At 42.5% G+C, this 20,367-nt stretch carries 19 protein-coding genes; 12 read left to right on the top strand and 7 right to left on the bottom strand.

Going from position 1 to position 20,367, the window contains the following annotated elements:
- Positions 1-11: 11 nt before the first annotated feature.
- The 3 genes from ACYX4N_RS11575 (at position 12) to gmhB (ending at position 2,803) form a co-directional block, all read left to right on the top strand.
- The gene (locus tag ACYX4N_RS11575; RefSeq protein WP_476056441.1) at positions 12-1,142 is read left to right on the top strand and encodes an enoyl-CoA hydratase/isomerase family protein; all 1,131 of its coding nucleotides are present in this window, start codon (positions 12-14) and stop codon (positions 1,140-1,142) included.
- A 223-nt stretch (positions 1,143-1,365) separates the two neighbouring features.
- A complete protein-coding gene (locus tag ACYX4N_RS11570) occupies positions 1,366-2,256 on the top strand; it encodes a putative RNA methyltransferase (protein WP_476054112.1) in 891 nt (296 codons plus the stop codon).
- Positions 2,243-2,803 carry a D-glycero-beta-D-manno-heptose 1,7-bisphosphate 7-phosphatase gene (gene gmhB, locus ACYX4N_RS11565; protein ID WP_476054111.1) on the top strand — a complete coding sequence of 187 codons (561 nt, stop codon included), beginning with the start codon at positions 2,243-2,245 and terminating at the stop codon, positions 2,801-2,803. Before ACYX4N_RS11570 ends, gmhB begins: the two co-directional genes overlap by 14 nt.
- A 101-nt stretch (positions 2,804-2,904) precedes the next feature.
- On the opposite strand, the gene ACYX4N_RS11560 is transcribed toward gmhB, so the two are convergent.
- Both ACYX4N_RS11560 and ACYX4N_RS11555 read right to left on the bottom strand, forming a co-directional pair.
- A complete protein-coding gene (locus ACYX4N_RS11560) occupies positions 2,905-4,431 on the bottom strand; it encodes a DUF3413 domain-containing protein (RefSeq protein ID WP_476054110.1) in 1,527 nt (508 codons plus the stop codon).
- Between the two features lie 8 nt (positions 4,432-4,439).
- Positions 4,440-4,658, bottom strand: coding sequence for a YejL family protein (locus tag ACYX4N_RS11555; protein WP_179983423.1), 219 nt, complete (start codon positions 4,656-4,658; stop codon positions 4,440-4,442).
- A gap of 160 nt (positions 4,659-4,818) precedes the next feature.
- On the opposite strand from ACYX4N_RS11555, the gene yejK reads away from it, so the two are divergent.
- The 3 genes from yejK (at position 4,819) to ACYX4N_RS11540 (ending at position 7,858) form a co-directional block, all read left to right on the top strand.
- Entirely contained in the window at positions 4,819-5,925 is a 1,107-nt protein-coding gene (gene yejK, locus ACYX4N_RS11550; RefSeq protein WP_476054109.1) for a nucleoid-associated protein YejK, read from the top strand.
- Between the two features lie 66 nt (positions 5,926-5,991).
- Positions 5,992-6,867, top strand: coding sequence for a 6-carboxytetrahydropterin synthase (locus ACYX4N_RS11545; protein WP_476054108.1), 876 nt, complete (start codon positions 5,992-5,994; stop codon positions 6,865-6,867).
- A 34-nt stretch (positions 6,868-6,901) separates the two neighbouring features.
- The gene (locus ACYX4N_RS11540; protein ID WP_476054107.1) at positions 6,902-7,858 is read left to right on the top strand and encodes a M23 family metallopeptidase; all 957 of its coding nucleotides are present in this window, start codon (positions 6,902-6,904) and stop codon (positions 7,856-7,858) included.
- A gap of 138 nt (positions 7,859-7,996) precedes the next feature.
- Here the strand turns inward: ACYX4N_RS11540 and ACYX4N_RS11535 are convergent, their stop codons facing one another.
- Positions 7,997-9,829 carry a M61 family metallopeptidase gene (locus tag ACYX4N_RS11535; protein WP_476054106.1) on the bottom strand — a complete coding sequence of 611 codons (1,833 nt, stop codon included), beginning with the start codon at positions 9,827-9,829 and terminating at the stop codon, positions 7,997-7,999.
- A 189-nt stretch (positions 9,830-10,018) separates the two neighbouring features.
- On the opposite strand from ACYX4N_RS11535, the gene ACYX4N_RS11530 reads away from it, so the two are divergent.
- The 4 genes from ACYX4N_RS11530 to ACYX4N_RS11515 all read left to right on the top strand — a co-directional run bounded on the left by ACYX4N_RS11530 (position 10,019) and on the right by ACYX4N_RS11515 (position 13,271).
- Positions 10,019-10,702 (top strand): PilZ domain-containing protein, encoded by a 684-nt coding sequence (locus ACYX4N_RS11530; protein ID WP_476054105.1) that lies wholly within the window; start codon positions 10,019-10,021, stop codon positions 10,700-10,702.
- A 64-nt stretch (positions 10,703-10,766) separates the two neighbouring features.
- Entirely contained in the window at positions 10,767-11,228 is a 462-nt protein-coding gene (locus ACYX4N_RS11525; protein WP_179983429.1) for an Mpo1 family 2-hydroxy fatty acid dioxygenase, read from the top strand.
- Between the two features lie 140 nt (positions 11,229-11,368).
- Entirely contained in the window at positions 11,369-12,442 is a 1,074-nt protein-coding gene (locus tag ACYX4N_RS11520) for a sensor histidine kinase (RefSeq protein WP_474825569.1), read from the top strand.
- 1 nt (position 12,443) lies between these two features.
- On the top strand, positions 12,444-13,271 hold the full coding sequence (locus ACYX4N_RS11515; protein ID WP_179983431.1) for a LytR/AlgR family response regulator transcription factor: 828 nt from the start codon (positions 12,444-12,446) through the stop codon (positions 13,269-13,271).
- A 121-nt stretch (positions 13,272-13,392) separates the two neighbouring features.
- On the opposite strand, the gene ACYX4N_RS11510 is transcribed toward ACYX4N_RS11515, so the two are convergent.
- On the bottom strand, positions 13,393-14,397 hold the full coding sequence (locus tag ACYX4N_RS11510; protein ID WP_476054104.1) for an ATP-dependent 6-phosphofructokinase: 1,005 nt from the start codon (positions 14,395-14,397) through the stop codon (positions 13,393-13,395).
- A gap of 214 nt (positions 14,398-14,611) precedes the next feature.
- Here ACYX4N_RS11510 and ACYX4N_RS11505 point away from each other — a divergent pair, with 214 nt between their 5' ends.
- Entirely contained in the window at positions 14,612-15,454 is an 843-nt protein-coding gene (locus tag ACYX4N_RS11505) for a DUF6279 family lipoprotein (protein ID WP_476054103.1), read from the top strand.
- A 144-nt stretch (positions 15,455-15,598) separates the two neighbouring features.
- Here the strand turns inward: ACYX4N_RS11505 and ACYX4N_RS11500 are convergent, their stop codons facing one another.
- The 3 genes from ACYX4N_RS11500 to ACYX4N_RS11490 form a co-directional block, all read right to left on the bottom strand.
- The gene (locus tag ACYX4N_RS11500; RefSeq protein WP_476054102.1) at positions 15,599-16,420 is read right to left on the bottom strand and encodes a TIGR03915 family putative DNA repair protein; all 822 of its coding nucleotides are present in this window, start codon (positions 16,418-16,420) and stop codon (positions 15,599-15,601) included.
- Between the two features lie 51 nt (positions 16,421-16,471).
- Positions 16,472-17,713: a putative DNA modification/repair radical SAM protein gene (locus tag ACYX4N_RS11495; protein WP_476054101.1), complete on the bottom strand. Its 1,242-nt coding sequence runs from the start codon at positions 17,711-17,713 to the stop codon at positions 16,472-16,474.
- Positions 17,714-17,984: 271 nt separating this feature from the next.
- Positions 17,985-19,625, bottom strand: coding sequence for a response regulator (locus ACYX4N_RS11490; protein ID WP_476054100.1), 1,641 nt, complete (start codon positions 19,623-19,625; stop codon positions 17,985-17,987).
- Between the two features lie 121 nt (positions 19,626-19,746).
- Here ACYX4N_RS11490 and ACYX4N_RS11485 point away from each other — a divergent pair, with 121 nt between their 5' ends.
- Positions 19,747-20,319 (top strand): VC2046/SO_2500 family protein, encoded by a 573-nt coding sequence (locus ACYX4N_RS11485; protein ID WP_476054099.1) that lies wholly within the window; start codon positions 19,747-19,749, stop codon positions 20,317-20,319.
- Positions 20,320-20,367 lie beyond the last annotated feature (48 nt).

Genomic DNA, 20,367 nt, shown 5'->3' with positions numbered 1-20,367 from the left:
AGAAAGTGAATATGACAGATGCGGAGTCAGTAGTCATTGTAGACGAGTTAAAAACATCGAACGGTGACTTAACAATAGGACGTTTAACGCTTAATAAGCCAAAAGCACTGAATGCACTGGACTTAGCGATGGCAGAAATCATGCTAAAAGCACTTCAACAGTGGCAGTCGCGTAGTGATGTTGTAGCTGTAGTCATTGATGCTGCTGGTGATAAAGCGTTTTGCGCTGGTGGCGACATCGTATCTATGTACAAGTCGATGGTGGAAGCGCAGGGGCAAATTCCATCGTTCTTGGAAACGTTTTTTGAAACCGAATATACTTTGGATTACACCATTCACAACTACAGCAAACCCATTGTAGTGTGGGGAAGCGGCATTGTGATGGGCGGCGGTATGGGGCTGCTATGTGGTGCTAGCCATCGCGTTGTAACCGAAACGTCGCGATTAGCTATGCCTGAAATTACTATCGGATTATACCCTGATGTAGGTGGGAGTTATTTCCTTCCCCGTCTACCTGGGAAATCAGGATTGTTCTTAGGCTTAACAGGCGGGCAGATGAATGCTTCCGACGCCCGCTTTGTGGGTCTAGCGGATGCGTTAGTAGCAAGCTCAGAAAAAGAGACGTTGATACAAAAGCTTTCGGACTATTCATGGGATGAGATAGAAAGTAATCGTTTAAATGATTCTGTAACCTTTATTCTTGAATCTTTAAAGGCTCCGGATTCTGTGCCTAGCAGCAATGTAGAGCCTAACATGGCACTTATTGATGACTTGTGTGCAGCTGACAATGTCACTGACGTAGTTAATGCAATTCTTAGCGCCGATGTGAGCCAAGATAAATGGTTGTCTCGAGCACAGAGCACATTGGCGAAAGGCTCTCCGATAACTATGCATTTAGTTTATGAGCAGTGTAAAAGAGGGGCAACTATGACTCTCGCTGATTGCTTTAAAATGGAAGTTAATATGTCATGTCGCTGCGGTGAAAGTGGTGAGTTTCAGGAGGGCGTTAGGGCTCTGTTGATTGACAAAGATATGTCTCCTAAATGGAAATTCGAAAGCGTAGAAGATGTTCCTCACGATGTGGTAGAGCATTTCTTTACTTCTCCATGGCCCGAAGATAAGCACCCCTTATCAGGGTTATAAAATACTTTTTTAATTGAATGTAGCAAAGGTATTTGTAACAAATTGGCATAAATTTAGTCTGCGTGCCCAGCGTAATCATCACTGATAACGTTGGGCTTAATTTCCTTTGCACCTTTCTACTTTTCTACCTTTGCACCTTTACCGTTATTTTGCGCTGTTATTGCCGTAAAGGTGTCGGTTTTGATATCCTTTACTGCAAATCCACAATAATAAAGATCCTGTCATGTGGCACTGCCCACTTTGTAAATCACCTATTTCATTAAATTCAACGCCAATCCGCTGTGAAAATAATCATAGCTTCGATAAAGCAAAATCTGGCTATGTTAACTTATTACCGGTTCAGTTTAAGAAGTCGAAACTTCCGGGTGACGATAAGGACATGGTAAAAGCCCGAAGAGAGTTTCATCAATTAAACACCTACCAACCGCTGAAAGACAGGTTAATCGAGCTGGTAGGGGGGGTAATTGCTGAGTCGTGCAAAGAAAAAGGATTGGCAGAGTACGCATCTAAACAAAGTATCTCTATTTACGACGCTGGTTGCGGCGAAGGAAGTTATTTAGATGCAATGGTTCAGGGTCTTTCGGTTAAAGATTTCTCTATTGAGGCTGCGGGCAGTGATATCTCTAAAATAGCCGTGGAGTTAGCCGCTAAGGCTTATAAACATGCTCAGTTTGTTGTAGCAAGCAGCTTTGAACTACCCCTTGAAAAGTCTACTCAAGATTTAGTGATACAGGTCTTTGCGCCTGGAAGCAACAACGAGTATGAAAGGGTAATGAAAAGTGAGGGGCTACTTTTAACCGTAGACCCTGCGCCTAACCATCTGTTTGAGCTTAAACAGCAAGTCTACGACACACCTAGAAGGCATCAAATTGATGAGGGGCCTAGAAGCGGATTTACTCGCATCCATGACGAGTGTTTCTCATTTCCCATCAATTTTGAAAGTGAAGATCACAAGATAGCGCTTATAAAGATGACGCCTTTTTATTGGAAGTTACCACACGGTAAAATTGAGTCTATTGTAGCGTCGTTAGAAAAAGTAACCGCAGACTTTCATATCCAAATTTGGAAAAAGGGCGCGAATGTTGGTGATGAGAAAGTAGATGTCCAGCCATAAACAAAAAGCGCTGTTTTTAGACCGAGACGGTGTTATTAACGTTGACCACGGTTACGTTGGAAAATATGAAAATTTTGAATATGTAGAAGGGATCTTCGATGTTGTGCGCAAGTTTCAAAATGAAGGTTACCTACCTGTAATCGTCACAAATCAAAGCGGAATAGCGCGAGGCTATTACACTGAAAAAGATTTTCATAAGTTAATGGAGCGAGTGCAAAAAGATTTCGCTTCTCACGATATAAAACATATCCCTGTTTATTATTGTCCTCACCACACCCAAGGTAGCGTAAAAAAGTTTGCTATCGAGTGCCAGTGCAGAAAACCATTGCCAGGCATGTTGCACCAAGCTGCTAAAGAACTTGATATCGACTTAGTGAACAGCATACTCATTGGCGATAGCTGGCGAGATATAGAGGCTGCTAATGCTGCGGGTCTAACGGAAAGCTTCTATTTGTCACATAAACTTATAACTGATGAGCAGTTGAGTAAGCTTTGTTCTTCTCACCGTGTATCTCGCGTTGCTAGCTTATCTGAAATAACAAAGTAGTTATGCGTAACCCCTTAAGTCTTTGTTACTAAAAGAAAAAAGTAAAATTGGTTGCAGCGATAGGTTGGCCTATCGCTGCGACAAAGAAGCGCTAGTTCTGACTAGTTTTGTGTGGAAAAGCGGGATAAATGCTTTATAGCCTGACTGAGTAAATCGATATTTAAGGCATCTTTACTGCGTTTGCCGGAAGATAAATCACTTATTTCATAGCTACCATTACTTAGAACGTCTGTCCGTTTATTTCCATGAAATACTACGATTCGCTCGCCTGATGTACTTACTAACCAAGGGCGCGATGGTGCCAATAAGTTTTGCCCAGTTGAATAGAAAGTTGACGGTGCGTTACAACCCAAGGCATTTAATATAGTTGGAGCCAAATCTTCAGTGCTCGCTAATTTACCTTTGATATCTAGCGTGCTGTAAAGCGTACCCTTACCGTTTTCGCTGCCAAAGCCTGTCGCTATTAGTACGTCATGTTTTCTATCAATCGTATTTTCAACGTAGCCTTTGATATCCGAACCTTTCATAAAGGTAATGTGCAGCCCTTCGTGATTATTGCTTAAAGGCTGTACATAGCCAGACAATTGAGGGAGAGGTAGTGCGACATCGCTATGTATTGATACCGGCATACCCGAGCCTAAAGGCAAGGCCAATAGCACAGGGCGCTTTTGAGACAAGGCATCCTGATAAATTTCCGGTACACCAAATAAGGTTGCCGTCATTAAACCTTCAACACTGCTGGCCGTTGAATAATAATTGGCAAGGGTATTTAACGACACACCATCAATACCACTTAAGTCAACAGCGTTATCATTATCTACTTGAACGACTACGGTAAGATTTCTATTGGTTTCAATAGAACAATAAACTGGTTCAGCAGGATAAGTGATATTGTGAATATCAGGGTTAAATTGCAGCTGCTTTCGCTCTTCATAGGCCGCTAAGTCAAGCAAACCGTAGCGCGACATGGTGGTTTTAGCTGTCGCAGGGTAGGAAAGCGGAAACATGTTGTCTTGGGCAATAATAGGTTGATAAAGCTTAGCATCAGCCCACACATGAATAGCATGACTGGTTACAAAACAACTTACGAAAAATGTTGTAACAGGTATGCCCACTTTATAGCGAGTGAAGCGCTCAACACGCTTCCATATCGCATTAGCTAAAACTAGCTGGAAACCAAGCCAAACAATGAACAGAAGGAACAAAAAGGCCCACTGCTGCCAGCTCTCTATAGCCATTGTGGATTGTGCTTCGCTGCGTAGTAAGTCTGCAGCATGAAAGCTAATATGAAACCCTGTGCGGTTGAACAATAAAGCATCAAACGCTAAAAGTGCTAAGCCCACCGCAGCAATAATGGAAGCACTCGCTTTTATCACTCTAGGGTTATTAACCAAATAACAAAGAGGGAGAACAAAAATGACAAAGCCAAAAAAGGTCATAAACCCAATATGGCCAAACCAATTAGCTAAAAGGTACACGGTGCCGACACCTGTGCCTGGCATAGGTGATGAGAAAACAAAAATCGAGGCAATAACAATGGCGATGATAATATTCGCCAGGGCAAACCAGTGCCCCCAATTTACCAGTTTAGTAACGCGCTGGCGACGAGGTGATTCGGCAAGTATCATGCAATCCCTTAGCTTTTTGTTACGCTTTTCTTAAGTACATCGGCAAACTGTGCTGCCATGGCTTCGCGATTTTCAGGAGCAACCTGAGTATTTAAAATATGTGTAATGACGTTGCCTAACACCATAAGTGAAAGATCGCGGTTTGCACCGCCTTCTTCTAGGGTTAGAATAACGTTATTCATTAGCGTTTCGAATTCGTCGTTGCTATAGCGGCTCTGTTGGGGCATTGCTACGTCTCTTTTTTATGATTATCTTTGATAAAAAGAATGGTTTTAAACGTAAAATGATTATAATCGTTGTTTGAGTGAGTACAATCATTCATTCTAAAATCCCGCAATTCTTTGAATATTTCTGACACTTTTTAAGCAACAGGACACCAGATACTCTATGAGTGCACTGATTCATCACTTTGTTGTACATCGCTTGATTGTAAACAAAGAAGAGAAAATTGAAGCAATTCCCCGTGATAACTGCTTGGCAGTAACGCCGGAAATTGAGCTTTTAGCCCATCAAATAAACCATAGCTTCAATGCTAAACCCGGAAAAGGCGTAGGGCATTTCGTAACAGAAGTTACTCGCGAAGCAAAAGTGGAAAACGAAGATGGCGAAGCAACTACACAAAAAAGCACCGAAAATGTGGCTGAGTTCGCCGAAGGCCTCAGGCAGTACATGGATATTCAAAAAGCAGCGGGTGACAACGTAGAAGACGCGTTTCACGGGTTTTCTGTATCGGCGACAAACCGCTTAGTACGTACTTTAGCTGATACAGGTACGGTAGAAACTGGCTTTCTTATATTCTGCCAGTATGAATACCTAGCCACACAGTATTTAATGATAGCGCTACTGAATACTCGTTCACATGTTGAGGTGACTAATTCATTAGACCTGTCTGCCCGCGAACATTTAGATTTAGCTAAAATGCAGCTGGCCGTGCGTTTTGATTTAACCCAGTGGGATATTCAGCCAGAGCAGCAGCGTTACGTAAGCTTTATAAAAGGTAGAATGGGTCGCAAAGTATCTGATTTCTTCATGCAGTTTGTGGGCTGTGAAGAGTTAGTTGATGTTAAGCAACAGAACAAGCAGTTAATTTCTACGGTGGATGCGTACCTAGCTAGTGAGTCTTTAGATCCGCAAGAGCAGCATCAACATAGAGAAGAAGTTAAGTCGTACTTCAAAGAAAAAATTGATGCGGGTGAAAGTCTGTCGGTGGATGAACTGGCAAATCGACTTCCTCAAAACGAAGAGACTAGCAGCAACTTTTCTGCCTTTACTCAGTCTATGGAAGCACCGCTTGAAAAAGAGATTCAGCCCGACCCAGCTGCGTTAAAACAGCTGGCGAAATTTACCGGTCAGGGTGGCGGGGTATCGCTAAGTTTTGAACGTAAGCTAATGGGCGACAGAGTGTTTTATGACCCGGCTACCGATACTCTAACTATTCGTGGAATTCCACCTAATTTAAAAGATCAGCTTAATCGCCAATCTTCAATGGACTAGTCGCTGCGAAGCGAAGATAAAAAACGTATACTAGTTAATAGAATATCAACTCGATTCAAGGGTGTTATGCAATTATTTGTAAATGATTTGACAGTAATGGACTTCTCTTACCTTTGCCCAAAGCGCGGCATGGTAGGTGAAAGCTGGATTGTCGATGTGATTTTGGACGGTGAGCTTAATGAAGAGAGCATGGTCCAAGACTTCGGTCACGTGAAAAAAAACCTAAAGCGTCTTATTGACGAATATGTCGATCATAAGCTTTTAGTACCCGCGGAATATAGCGGTTCAGAAGTTATTCACGATGACGTTACTGAACAGGTAGAGACCCGCTTTACCTGCACTGATGGGCGTAGCATCATGCTACATTGCCCGGCTGAAGCGTATGCGTTTGTTTATTCAGATGAAATAAACATGGAGTCTGTTCGCGTTTACCTAAAGGAAGTGTTGGCAACACACCTACCTGAAAACGTTGAGAATATAACGCTGCATTTGCGTGAAGAAATTATCAACTCACCGTTCTATCACTACACTCATGGACTTAAGAAGCACGATGGTAACTGTCAGCGCATAGCGCACGGACACCGTTCTCGCATTGATATTATCCTTGATGGCAAAGTGAGCACGGAAAGTCAGCAATATTGGGCAGACCGTTGGGCAGACATTTATATAGCAACCCGTGAAGATGAAATAGCCTATAGCGACAGAAAGCTTAAAGGTGAAGTATCAAATGCTGAAGACTACTACTGTTTTGCTTATGAATCATCACAGGGTTATTTTGAACTACTTATTCCTAAATCAGACTGTGAAGTCATCGAGACCGATTCGACGGTTGAGTGTTTAGCTCAGTACCTTCTTGATGAACAAAAGAAGCGCACACCTAACACAGTTTGCCAAGTGATTGCCTATGAGGGCGTGGGTAAAGGCGCTACGGTTAAAGGTTAGCGTTGGCATAAAGCAGCAAAGGATAGGGCATAATATGGCTTCCACACATACTAAAGACGCGTTAACTAACCCCATAATCAGCGTGATAAAAAAAGCGTTGGGTAATAGGGCATCAAGTGCATTAACGTGTATTTTTGCAATGGGTGTTGTTATCACAAGCCCTGTAGCGACTGCGGCAATTGCTACGAATGAAGGCATTGGAATATCGTCTGACTCAGTCGAAGAGCAAGACCAGATTGAGGTTTCGCTAAATGGTAGATTTACCCAAGGCGCCTTGTTACGCGGTCAGGCTCCGGCAGGCGCTAAGGTTACGCTTAATAGCGAGCCAGTGCAGACAAACAAGGACGGCAAATTTGTTGTGGGTTTTGAAAGAGAAGCACCTCTTCAGCAACGTTTAATAGTTACGCTAGATAATGGTAAAACGTGGAAACGCGACATCACCCTTGAAAAGCGTGAGTACAATATTCAGCGCATTGATGGTTTAGAGCAGAAAATGGTTACGCCGCCTGCTGAGGTAACTGCACGGATAAAACGAGATAACATCAACGTTGCCAATGCGCGTAGCGCAAACACGGATTTAGACGCTTTATTCACTCGGTTTGAATGGCCAGCTAAAGGCAGAATATCGGGCGTGTACGGCAGCCAACGTATATTAAATGGTGTGCCGAAATGGCCGCATTACGGCGTAGATATCGCTAACAAAACAGGCACTCCCGTATATGCGCCTGTGGATGGTGTGGTTACCATGGCAGATGATCTCTATTATTCAGGTAATACCTTGATTTTAGACCACGGCATGCGTGTTTTTTCAACGTTTCTCCACATGGATAGCTTCACGGTTGAGGTAGGTGATACCGTTAAGCAAGGTGAACAAATCGGTACGATTGGATCAACTGGCCGCTCCACCGGCCCGCATTTAGACTGGCGCATTAACTTAGGGAAAACTCGATTAGATCCGCAGACTATAATCTCTGGTTCTCCCGAACAGTAAAAGCACATAGATTTCAGTGATTAAAGCAACATAGGAAAGGCGCTTTCAGGTAGAACGCGAAGGCGCCTTTTTAGTATTCTTTTTAGTCTTTTTTTTTAGTGATCTTTTAAGTAATTATCCGTTGCCTTATTTACCTAATCACTTATTGGATTTACCTAACCACTGATTAAGTTTCTCTTCATCGGTAATTTCAAAGTACGCCATTTCCTGTCTAGCCCGAGTGACTTCAAGAGGCAGGGTTAAAAGTCGCCCATCGCGGATAAGCGTTATGTCTACCGTCGATGTCTGCGCGTTATCCAATAAGCGTTGTAGCTTTTGAGCATTAACAATATGGCCGTCTAGAGCAATTATCACATCGTTAAGAAGAATACCTGCCTTCATCGCGGCAAGACCTTCAAATACCTGAACTACCGAAAGTCCAAACGTTGCGGCTTTTAACGTAGCGCCAAGCTGGTTCTTGATTGGAGGATTCTGTGATAACCCGCCTTTATCTTCAGCTGACACACGTGCACGGGTGCTGAAGTTAACGCCCATACAAGAAACCAGTGAAGCTAATTCAACATCGTCTGTGCCATAAACAACACGGTCTAAATAGTCTGAAACATCAATGCTAAAATGGGTATCGCACAACGACTGAATCACGTTATCGGGTGTGCCACACTCGTCAATACCATAGTGCTTCCACAGCAGTTGCATTACGTTGTCTAAGTTTACTTGGTTGTTTGATCTTTCGCGAAGCAGCAAATCTAGACCAAGGGCAATAATGCCGCCCTTAGTGTAATAACTGACGATGTTGTTGGTAGCGCTCGCATCCTGCTTGTAAAACTTTGTCCAAGCGTCAAAGCTACTTTCAGCTGCACTTTGTTTGAAGCGCCCAGCGTTTTGTAACAGTCGACTGATATTTTGAGCCACAATATCTAGGTATTTTTGAGGCTCAATAACACCAGCTCTTGCTAGGGTTACGTCATCGTAAAAGCTTGTAAAGCCTTCATAAATCCAAAGCTGATTGGTGTAGGTTTCCTGAGATAAATCAGGTTTAACCATCACCTCAGGTTTGATGCGCTTCACATGCCATGTATGAAAGAATTCATGGCTACACAAGCTTAAGAAAGTTATGTAGCTGTCAGTTTTGTTTTCACCTTCACCAATCTGTGGCAAATCAAAACGTGGATAAAGAAGGGCGGTTGAGTGCTTATGCTCTAAACCACCAAAGCCGTTATCGGCAAGCAAAGTCATAAACAGATAATTATTTATGGGTTGTGGAGCACCAAACAAATCCAAGTGATGCTTGCAAATAGGTGTGAGGTCTCTAGCTATGCGCGGGTAATCGATATTGTTGTTTCCAGAGAAAAGCAACGTAAAAGTAATACCGTCTACGTCGAAGCTGTGGGTGTCTGCAATACCAACGTAAATAGGGTGGTCGATGAGTTCATCGTAATTCTTTTCGACATAATGCCAGCGCTTCGAACTCGTACTTTCGCTGCGAATTGGCATAGAGGTGTAAGCCTTCCAATTTGCGGTAGCGCAGTCACTATCATCGAGTTCAATGTCTAGTTCGCAGGCTGATTGCTCAAGACCGGAAACGCGTAAAAACGCACTCGTACCATTTATAAATGCGTACTGATCGTTCATAAAGGCAGAGCGAATTGACAAATCATTGGCATATACCGTGTAGTTAACGGTGCAAGGTTTACCGTCAGTTTCAACACGCCACGTTTGTTTATCGAGCTTAGTAACGGGAATACGATTGGTCTTTTCGCCGCTAGCTTTCTCTATGTGGCTGGCACTTGACGTAGCACTTAACCTAACTATGCTTTTCGCAAAGTCGCGAACCATGTAGCTTCCTGGGATCCAGCTTGGAAGAGTAAGTGTTAGCGCTGAATCGTTATGTTCAGGAATGTGTAGCGCAACAGTGAATTGGTGTGCACGCCAATTTGAAATAGTTAACGTATAGTGAAGAGCAGAAGGCATAGACGTCCAATAGGGTAAAAAAACGATACCTTAACTATATCAACCTATTAGGTTAATCCCAATAGATTGGAAACCACCCTATAGATTTTTACGTTTATAGAAGTCGGTTTACCATCATAGTATTGATAAGTTTTGATTTGATGCGTAAATTGGACGAACTTACATTAAATCCAGCAATAACAAATACAAATGGCTGACAAAATACAAAGCGACTTACTGAGCGAAGATAATTTGGAATCGTTGCGAACGTTAGTACCTGGCGATATCGTCGACTTACAAATTGCGATGCCTGCTGCCCCGAAGCGTGTAAAAACGGACTATATTGGCATGCTTACAGATGAGTGCTTGCTTTTTCATATCCCCACCTCGGCTAAGTGGATTACCGTTCGCGATGCACTCACTGTAGGTAACGAGGTTGTCGTTCGTTCAGTACTCGAAGGCGATACTGGCCAAGTTATTGCCTTTAAAGTAAAAGTGTTAAAGTTGCTCGCTAAGCCTTCAGGTTTACTTATCACAACGTTTCCAAAACGTATCGAAAGTATAGGGCTTCGCGCGGTAAAGCGCGCGCAATTGGGCGTATCTGTAACATTGGAGTCTGAAGTGTATCCAGACGATGAAAATGTGACAGGTATAATCATTGATTTAAGTGAGAAAGGATGCAAAGTTGCACTTCAGGTTAAGCCAAATTGGCCTGTAATGCTTGATGAAGCCGAAGTTCGGCTAAACTATTCGTTAGACGGTAAAGAAGTAGCTCTTACAGCAAGGGTTAAAAACCATAAGCATGAAAGCGATATGGTTTATTATGGGCTCGCCTTTACCTGTGATGAGAAACTGATAAAAACGCTGTTGTCCCGACATACATTGTTAACCTAATTGTTTGTTAAAGATGTTTTAGGGGCGATTTATATAATTATTAAAAACAGGCAAAGGGGCAGGTATGAGAAGCATTGAGCGGCTTTTAATGCAGTATGGCGAAAGCCATCAAAACAAAACGAACGTTATCATTCACGCTATCGCCGTACCAAGTATTTACTTCGTTTCTATTGGCTTGCTTTGGAGCTTGCCGGTACCGGATTTTATTGCCCAGTTTGATATAACCTGGGCACACATTATTGCAGTCCCCGTGCTCTATTATTACTTCATGTTGTCTGGGCCAATAGGTGCAGCAATGACACTGCTCACCATATTATGCTTTGGCGCCGTTAATACGTTAGAGCACTTTAATATCTCAGTATGGTTATTCTCTTTAGTTTTGTTTGTTGTCATGTGGGTATTGCAGTTTATTGGGCACCATATAGAAGGCAAAAAACCATCGTTCTTCGAAGATCTACGTTTTCTGTTAGTTGGCCCCGCTTGGTGGTGGGTTCACTGGCTTAAGAGAATGAACATAAGCTATTAATATAAGCAACGTTCCATTGAAAAATGCTTAATTTCAAGAATTTGCCCTGCGACCAGAAGCATAAGGTGTACGACCAAGCCGCTTGGGTCACAGCAGCGCTGGCGTATAATCTTCTTATTAGTTTTTAGATTGGTAATATTGTGAGTCGCTTTCAGCGTGTAATAGAAAGTAATGAGCGTTTATTTTGGACGTTGCACAGCGCAGGCTGGGCAGGGTTTGCGATAATTTATTACATCGGTTCGTTTCTTCATGATGTAAGGCCTATTTGGGTTTTTATAATCATGCTTAATGCCTATGCAGGGTGGTTGTTAACTATTCCACTGCGCTACGTTTATCGTTGGGCAAGGAAACAATCGCCGCTAAACATGATCATAATAGTTATCGTGTCGTGTTATCTAATAGCGTTATTGTGGGCAGTAGTGAAAAACATTAACTACTGGGAAATATATAAACACGGATATCGCCCAGATGAATGGTATATGTATTTCACCAACACCATTAACTCACTGATAATGGTCGGCTGCTGGAGTGGTGTGTACTTCGGCATCAAAAACTTTCAGATGCTGCAAAAAGAAAAGCAAAATGCGCTAAAAGCCAGCACCATGGCCCACCAGGCGCATATCAAAATGCTTCGCTATCAGCTTAACCCGCATTTTCTTTTTAATACGCTGAACGCTATTTCTACCCTTATCCTTTTGAAAGAAAATGATACGGCAGAGGCTATGGTCTCGCGCTTAAGTGATTTCTTGCGCTACTCGCTAGATAATGACCCTATAAAACGCGTCCCGTTAGGTCAAGAGATAAAGGCGTTAAGACTTTATCTTGAAATAGAAAAAGTGCGTTTTGATGATAGGTTGGATGTACAGTGGGATATTGATGAAGGCTGCGAAAGTGCTCTTGTACCTAGTATGATCTTGCAGCCAATTATTGAAAATTCAATAAAGCATGCCATATCTAAGATGGAAAATGGTGGTCGTATTTCCATAACGGCACGTACGTTTGGTAATGATTTATTGATGGACGTGGCTGATAACGGCCCAGGTGCAGATATCAAAGATGGAAACCTTAGCCGTGAAAATGGTGTGGGCTTAGCCAATATAAAAGAGCGTTTGCAATCCCTTTATCATCGTAATTTTGCATTCTCTATAGAACACAATCAGCCTTCCGGTGTGCGGGTTAGAATTCGCATACCGTATGAAGTTAAGGACGTATAACATGACAAAGCAAGTGATTAAAACCATTGTAGTGGACGACGAACCTTTAGCGCGCAGAGGCCTTCGTGCTAGGTTGGAACGTCATGATGATGTACAGGTTCTTGCAGAATGTCAGAACGGTCTTGAAGCTGTGAGCAGTATTTCTCAGCATCGTCCAGACTTAGTGTTTTTAGACATTCAAATGCCGGGTTTAAATGGCTTTCAAGTTATTCACAAGCTTCGTGAATTAAAGCAGCCAATTCCAATGATTGTTTTCGTAACTGCCTACGACAACTATGCGATTAAAGCTTTTGACATACACGCGCTAGACTATCTGTTAAAGCCCGCAGACGATGAGCGTCTTGGCGCTGCATTAGACAAGGTTCGTGAATACTTCTCAACCCAACATCAAGATGAGCAGTCTCAAAAGTTGGTGAGCCTTGTGGCTGAACTAACCGGTGATGATTGCGAGGAAATTCTACGTAAATTAGCTAGCGGAGAGCCGGTTGAGACGAACCCTTACCCTGATGTTTTAGCAATTAAGGATGGTTCAGAAGTAACCCGTGTAAATGTACAAGACATTCAATGGATTGATGCGGCAGGGGATTATATGTGCGTACACGCACTTGATGGCATGCACATAATGCGTAAAACCATGAAAGAGCTTGAGCAAGAACTAAACCCGCAATTTTTCGTTCGCGTGCACCGTTCCGCCATAGCCAATATTCGCTTTGTTAAAAAGCTAGTGAGCCACATCAGTGGCGAGTACCACTTAATACTTCAAAACGATACAGAGCTTAAGGTAAGCCGCAGTCATCGTGATAAAGTCAAAGCGGCTATGAAAATGTAATCTAGCTTAAGTGGTAAAATCTACAAGGCGTTGTTTAAAAATAGACAACGCCTTTTTTTGTTTGTGCTGTAGAGTAACTATTAAGTTTCTAGTTGTTTAGTTACAGCCTCTAACCATCGATTTATTTATCACTGTACCGCTCGTTCATAAGCGTACGCATAGCGTCAACACGGGCCTGGTTTAGAGGTTTGGTATTTTCCCACGTTTTATGAAGGGGGACAGTAACAGGGCGTTGATTTACTTCACCCACCATAATGTTGGTAATGTCGCTACCGACTAAACTTATAGCGAATTCTCCGAGCGTCGTTGCGAGCAACCTGTCTTGGGCTACAGGCGAACCACCACGCTGAACATGGCCTAAGGTTACCGGCCTAACGTCATTAATGTCGTGGTTTTGTAAAGCTTCAGTAAGGCCAGCTAAGCCATCTGGCCATACGTTTTCAGCTACGACAACGATAAAACTAACTGGCCCTTTTAACGCGCGTTGGGCTTTTATTTGGGCTACAAGCTTTTCTATCTCTTTGTCAGCAGATTCAAAATATTCGGGTACAACCACGTAGTCAGCTGCAGAAGAGAGTGCAGCATTCAATGCTAAAAAGCCTGCGTTTCGACCCATGACTTCTATAAGGAATATACGCTCGAATGCTTCTGCAGTATCTCGAACTTTATCGATAGAACTCATCGCAGTCTCTATAGCGGTAAAATAGCCGATGGTTGCATCTGTGCCGCTAATGTCGTTATCTATCGTGCCGGGAATTCCTAAAATTTGGCCGTCCCATTCTTTTCCTAATTCCGCTGCACCACGAAACGAGCCATCGCCGCCAATCACAATAAGCGTATCAACTTCTGCCTTCATCAAATTGTTAGCTGCTTTTTTAATTCCTTCTTGGCTCTTAAGCTCTTTGCACCTTGCACTGTGCAAAATGGTACCGCCTTGTTGGATCAAGTTGTGAGTAGTGTCAAGCGATAGGGGAATATACTCTTGTTGCAACAGTCCATTATAACCATGCTTATAGCCAAGCAGCGTATGATTAGCTTTCTGGCACGCAATAATAGCAGCACGTATACATGCGTTCATACCTGGTGCGTCGCCACCAGAGGTTAAAATTGCGACACGTTTTGACACATTAAAGTCCTTCTTTGTACCTGCATTACAGTTAAGGTAACGTTAAGGTAACAAGACGTAAAGTGAACATCTGTATTGTGAAGAATTTAAATAACTTAAAATAATAAAGCAGCACAATGTCGCAAGCGCTTCACTATTTACGTCTGCTATTTAATTGAAGTTATAAATAAGCGAATTTGCAGTAAATAACGTAGCTAACAAAAAAGGATGAGTTATGCGTGTACTGGTAGTATTTATTTCTGTTGTGTTTCTTGCTTCATGCAGTTCCAAACTGGCCTACAACAACTTGGATTGGTGGGTTTACTGGTACATGGACGACTATATTGAGCTTAAAGATGCACAAGAAGAAAAATTTGATGACTATCTTCAAAACTGGCTTCGCTGGCACAAAACCTCTGAGCTTAAACGTTACCAGGCTCAACTCACCGATATTAAACGTCAAATTAAAGAAGGGCGCTTAGATTCAGATACTGTCTTTGAGCATCTCGCAAACGCAAGAACGCATTGGGAAAGAGTGCGTGATGAAGTAAGTCCTGAATTGGCAGAAATAGCAAAAACGCTCGATGACGAGCAAGTCGTTACGCTTTTCGCCGCGCTTGAGAAAGATAACAAAGAGGAAGAAGAGGAGCGCAAAGAGTCGTTAGAAAAGTCTGAAGAAGAGCGGTTAGAAGATCGTATTGAGCGCATAGAGGAGACTATAAGTGAACGCATAGGGAAGCTAACTAGCGAACAAAAGCAAATCGTGGCCACGTACTCTTCGCAATTCATTTCCACAGGGGGGGAGTGGCTAACCTATCGCAGAGCGATACAAAATGCGGCACGAAAGCTATTTGTAACTCGTAAATTTAACGATAATTTCGAGGCGGAACTGGTTGACCTAATGCAAAACCCAGATCGCTATAAAAGCGATCTTTATAAGCAAAGTAGCGCCCATAATATGACCGTAAGTGCTACGTTGATATCCGAGCTTTTTTCCACCCTAACTGACAAGCAACGAAAGACCCTTATCAAAAATATAGATGACCTGATTGATACTGTAGAGAACTTTAGAGACTAAGTTGGTTCTTACAGAGCCAGTGCTAGTCCACAGTTAAACCAACGTATAATCAAAGCTTTGGCCCTGAGTTAACGGGCTAAGCTCTGATATATAAGCTCAGTTATATTAGCCTTAGCCCCGTAATATTAGTACAGTTCATATTGGCTATTTTTTGTTAACACCGAGCTTATTGCCATCGCTGATCATCTTTCTAGCCCGAGCGTCCGATTGTTTAATCATATCGTCTATTAGCGACGTCTCTGGCATATTTTTCCAGTACTTCTTAGGCATCTGATTTAACATCGCACCTGTTTTGATGCGTGCAGGATTAAATATATTGGCGTAATAGGTCAGCCAGTATTTTTCAATGCGATCATCATCGGGAACAACGCTTGAATCGGGATTATCTTCTAGTACTAGGGTTTCGGTATCCCAATGAGCTGCACGATAGGGCGTTAAAATAGACCACCGCATATTCTTAAATCGGGTTTGGAAGAAGTTAAGCTTTATCTCTAAACTGAAATGCTCGGGTTCATACCATGCAACAAAATGCTCTTGCCCCTCTACGTCAATTTCTCTGAACCTCAAGAAGGCACTCATTTTATAAGCATCACGTTTTACCGCTTTCGCCATGGCGAAAAGCTGGATAACATCGTCGTCAGTTTTCATTTGAATGAGTTGCTTATTTTCATAAACGACACGCCACAATACCCGGTAACAAAGTGCAAATCGGTTATCATCGTTATGGCACAGGGCGTACTTTAAAAGCATCAGTGTAGGTTTAGGAATACTAAGCTTGCTTCGCGACCTTTTTCGCGGCCTTTTGCTTTCGTATGGCTCAGCACCACTACCGAACAGATCGTCTTGTACTGAATGAGCGCTCTGCCAAATAATATGTTCAGGGGAGATACGCTCAGCAATGCACTCTCGAGAGGCTTCCCGCCATTCATCAAAGCCAGGTACTGAAGTAATGGTAATGGTCTTCATATAAAGCTACCTTTTAGACTAGGGCTAAACTTAGCTGCATTAACAACCCACTCAAGCGCTAAACAACTCAAACTGTTTAGGCTGTTTAAACTGAAGCTCGAAATTATTACTGTCGAGTAAATGTATATCAGGAAAGTAATCTCCAACACTGATAAAAGGCTTCAACTTTTTAAGAGGTAGCCGCATTTTAGTAAGGTCGATCCAGTTGAGCTTTGTATTACGCCTTATAGATAAAATCTTTTGTACCGTTCGCGCTCCAAGACCGGGAACGCGCAGCAGCATCTGCTTGTCAGCTTTGTTTAAATCGATAGGAAATAGATGACGGTTACGTAATGCCCATGCAAGCTTCGGGTCATAGTTCATATCTAACATGTCGTCTTGTAAGATTTCATCTAAGCCAAAACCATAGAAACGCAAGAGCCAATCCGCTTGATACAGGCGGTGTTCTCGTATCAATGGCGCAGGTTTTAGTGGTAAAACTTCCGAAGCATCAGGAATAGGGGAAAATGCGGAGTAATAGACACGTCGTAGTTTTTGATCGCTATAGAGCTTAACGCTTGTACCTAAAATGGTTTTATCGTTTGACCCATCGGCACCTATAATCATTTGGGTAGACTGCCCTCCAGGTGCAAAACGGGGAGGGCGTTTGCCCGAATATGTTTTGTCTATTTTATGCTCAGCGATTTTTTCTTTTAATGTATTCATCGAACCGTGAATATCGCCAAGATCTTTCTCTGGTGCATATTTGTTTAGCGAAGACTGTGTAGGCATTTCCACATTAATACTAAGTCTATCAGCATAAAGACCCGCTTCTGCTTGTAGTTCTGGCGACGCATTCGGGATAGTTTTAAGGTGAATATATCCTTTGAACCCGTGATCAAGACGTAGCGATTTTGCAATACGTACCATGCTTTCCATAGTGATATCGGGCGAACCCACAATTCCAGAGCTTAAAAACAAACCCTCAATGTAATTGCGCTTATAAAAATTTAGGGTTAAATCTACCGTTTCTTTGACTGTAAATCGCGCCCGTTGAACATTGCTTGAAACCCTATTAATGCAATAATGGCAATCATAAATACAGTAGTTTGTCATAAGGATCTTAAGCAGCGAAACACATCTCCCATCAGGTGTGAAGCTATGGCATATTCCCGAGCCACCAGTAAGCGAACCTATACCGGTCTTTTCGGTTTTCCCAGCTTGTCGTTTACCTCCTGAACCACTGGCGCAAGACGCGTCGTACTTGGCCGCATCGGAAAGAATTTCAAGTTTTTGTATCAGTCTGTCATGCATCGCCGATGTTTACTTCCTTTAACCAATTACATTCAAGCAGCCTAGTATTTTTCACCAAATCATGGATACGGGAATTTTTTTGGCCATAGGCTACGTGGTATTGCGTTATAGCATGTATGTATATACAGTACAATTAATCACGGCGACAGAAGGGTAAGATTTAATGTTAGCCTAAGCAGGCTATGGCATAGATGCATGGGTTTATGGGCATGAATTACCAGTGATAATAAAGGTAGGTTTGCTTTTAAAAGAACTAATATGTCACTGGATTTCAAAAGCCAATATACTTAGAAAGTTCATCTCGAATATTTTCGTACTTTTCTTTGTACGGCGCTTTGAGCGTCATGTCATCAATAAGCTTAAATAAACGCTTACATTCGTTTATTAACTTCATTTCCGCCTTATCTTCTTTTATGGCTATCTGAAGAAGACATTGAAGCAAGTTAAGTGCGACACCAGTGTTAACAGGTGCGAAACCCTGAGCAAGCGCAAACGAGGCTTTAGCGCGCTCAAAGTCTTGTTGCTGGTAGTGTTGAATGCCTTCACGATTAAACTGCTGATAACTAGCAAGGCTTTTTTGTGCTTTTTGCGCTTGTGTCTTTAGCATGTAAGAACTATTTTGGTCGAGTTCTTCACCTCTCGATGAAAGTAGAGAATTCAACTGCAGCGCGTCGTCGAACTCTCCTAGTTTGTACATAACGTTAATGCTATCTGGAATAAACGCTGTAGGTACTTCTACGTATTTATCATCAAGCTGTATTTGCGATGTATTCAGATGACGCTTTGCATCAATGAGTTTCCCATCAATTGCGCTTATTCTTGCATTTACAATATTGCCAAATATTTCTACGTCGAACTCCCTGTCGATTCTATATAGGTGCTCATCGAACTTACCTCGCTGTAACGTAAGTAAAGCTTCTTGCTGATACTTATTGCGCTGGCTTTTGTCATCAGCTGATTCAGCAACATCAAGTAGGCTGCGTATCATTGTGCACCAATGTAAGCTTGCTTTGTGCACAGTGCGTTTTGATAGGTTCCAAATTGCTTGGCTAGAGTTGGCTGCTAGCACTAAATCGTCATTTTCCCGACCAATTTCACAAGCCTTAAAATGACGAGGTAATGAAAAGGGCGACAGCTTGATAGCTTCCTTAATTGCATCTAAGGCTTTTTCACCCGCTTCCAAGGCGTGGTGTGCTTGCGCAAGAATATCATGAGCATCAGCATTGAAACGGTTGCGTTTTAACGTTTTCTTGGCAATGGATATCGCTTTTTCATAATCGTTCAACAGCAAGTAGGTTCTACCTATTGCTATTTGTGCCCATAGTACAGGTCTACCTTCGATATACTCTTTTAATACATCTAGAGCTTTTTGAGGTTGAGAGATGCGCCAATAGAGTTCAACTAGCAGTTGTTCACAGTGTCCTTTGTAGTGCTGGGGGTTTTCTAAAAGAGTCTCAATATGATCTACAGCGCTATTGTATTCACCTTGCTCTATTAAGTTGAACGCTTGCTGAAGAAATTGTCGTTTTTGCCATGCACGAACAATGCGAGACTTTAACTGTACTTGTGAGAAGGGCTTTATTAGAAAATCGTCTGGGCGGCGTTCAATACTGCCAAGCACAACCGGTCGAGCACTATCAGCACTGATAAGAATAAATACTGAGGTGGGGTTAATAAGCCTTCGCGTGCGCAACTCTTCTATGAGTTCATAGCCATTTTTGGTATCAGCGCCCAAGTGTAAGTCACAAATGACAATATCAAATTTATGTTTTTTACAAAGCGATACTGCCTGTTCAGCAGAAGACTTAGTCACAACATCAGACGCACCCATTGAATGCATTAGCCCTTTCAAAAGAAGAAGGAAAGGACGTTGATCCTCAACAATCAATACTTGTTTGTTGCTAAATTGCATTTCGAATCCGTGAATAAACCGGCTATCAGTAACTAGAAGTATATCTAACTTTAGAAAATAAGCTTAAGAAAAACATTATCTTGCCGACAACATACGTATATAACAACAGCATTGTGTACGTATGTCGCCAGATTTAGCCTCAGCAAATGAACAAACAACAATAGACCCCAGTATTTACTGGGAGCGAAGTGGTGTACTTGCTCGAGCGTCATCGCAGGGGGCATTGTTCTCGTTATACCTTGCAATGCAGCAACACAGCGTAGCTGAACCGTTTGAAATTGAAGCGGCAACCTCAGACGCTGACACCGCGAATAGTATAGAGGCGCAACTTGCGGCGTTAAATCACTACAGGCGACCGTCGTTGTCCGTCAGCGAAAATGAGTGGACAGACATGCATGTGCACTCAAATTTATTCGCTACTGACTATGAAAGTGCACGCCTTTTTCTTAGTATGAAACCCGCGCCGTTAGCTCAAACCGATGACGCAAAGCGCATTCCGGATGACGTTGTAGATAACTGCAGTCTAGCTACCCAGAAACGATTGAAAAAGCAGTATGACAACGCCATAAAAGAAGATAATACGTTACTTTACGATGTTATATCTTCGCAAGGCGACGTCTATGACGAGAAATATGGGAAAGATAAGCACCAAGCTACAACGCCAGACTTTTCTTCATTTGAAAATATCGCCTAGTTTTTAACGCTCAGTTTTGTTATATTCCGCGCCGCATTTTTGCACTGG

It is taken from the genome of Alteromonas sp. ABH4_452, assembly GCF_056311825.1.
This window is presented reverse-complemented; position numbering and strand designations above follow the sequence as displayed.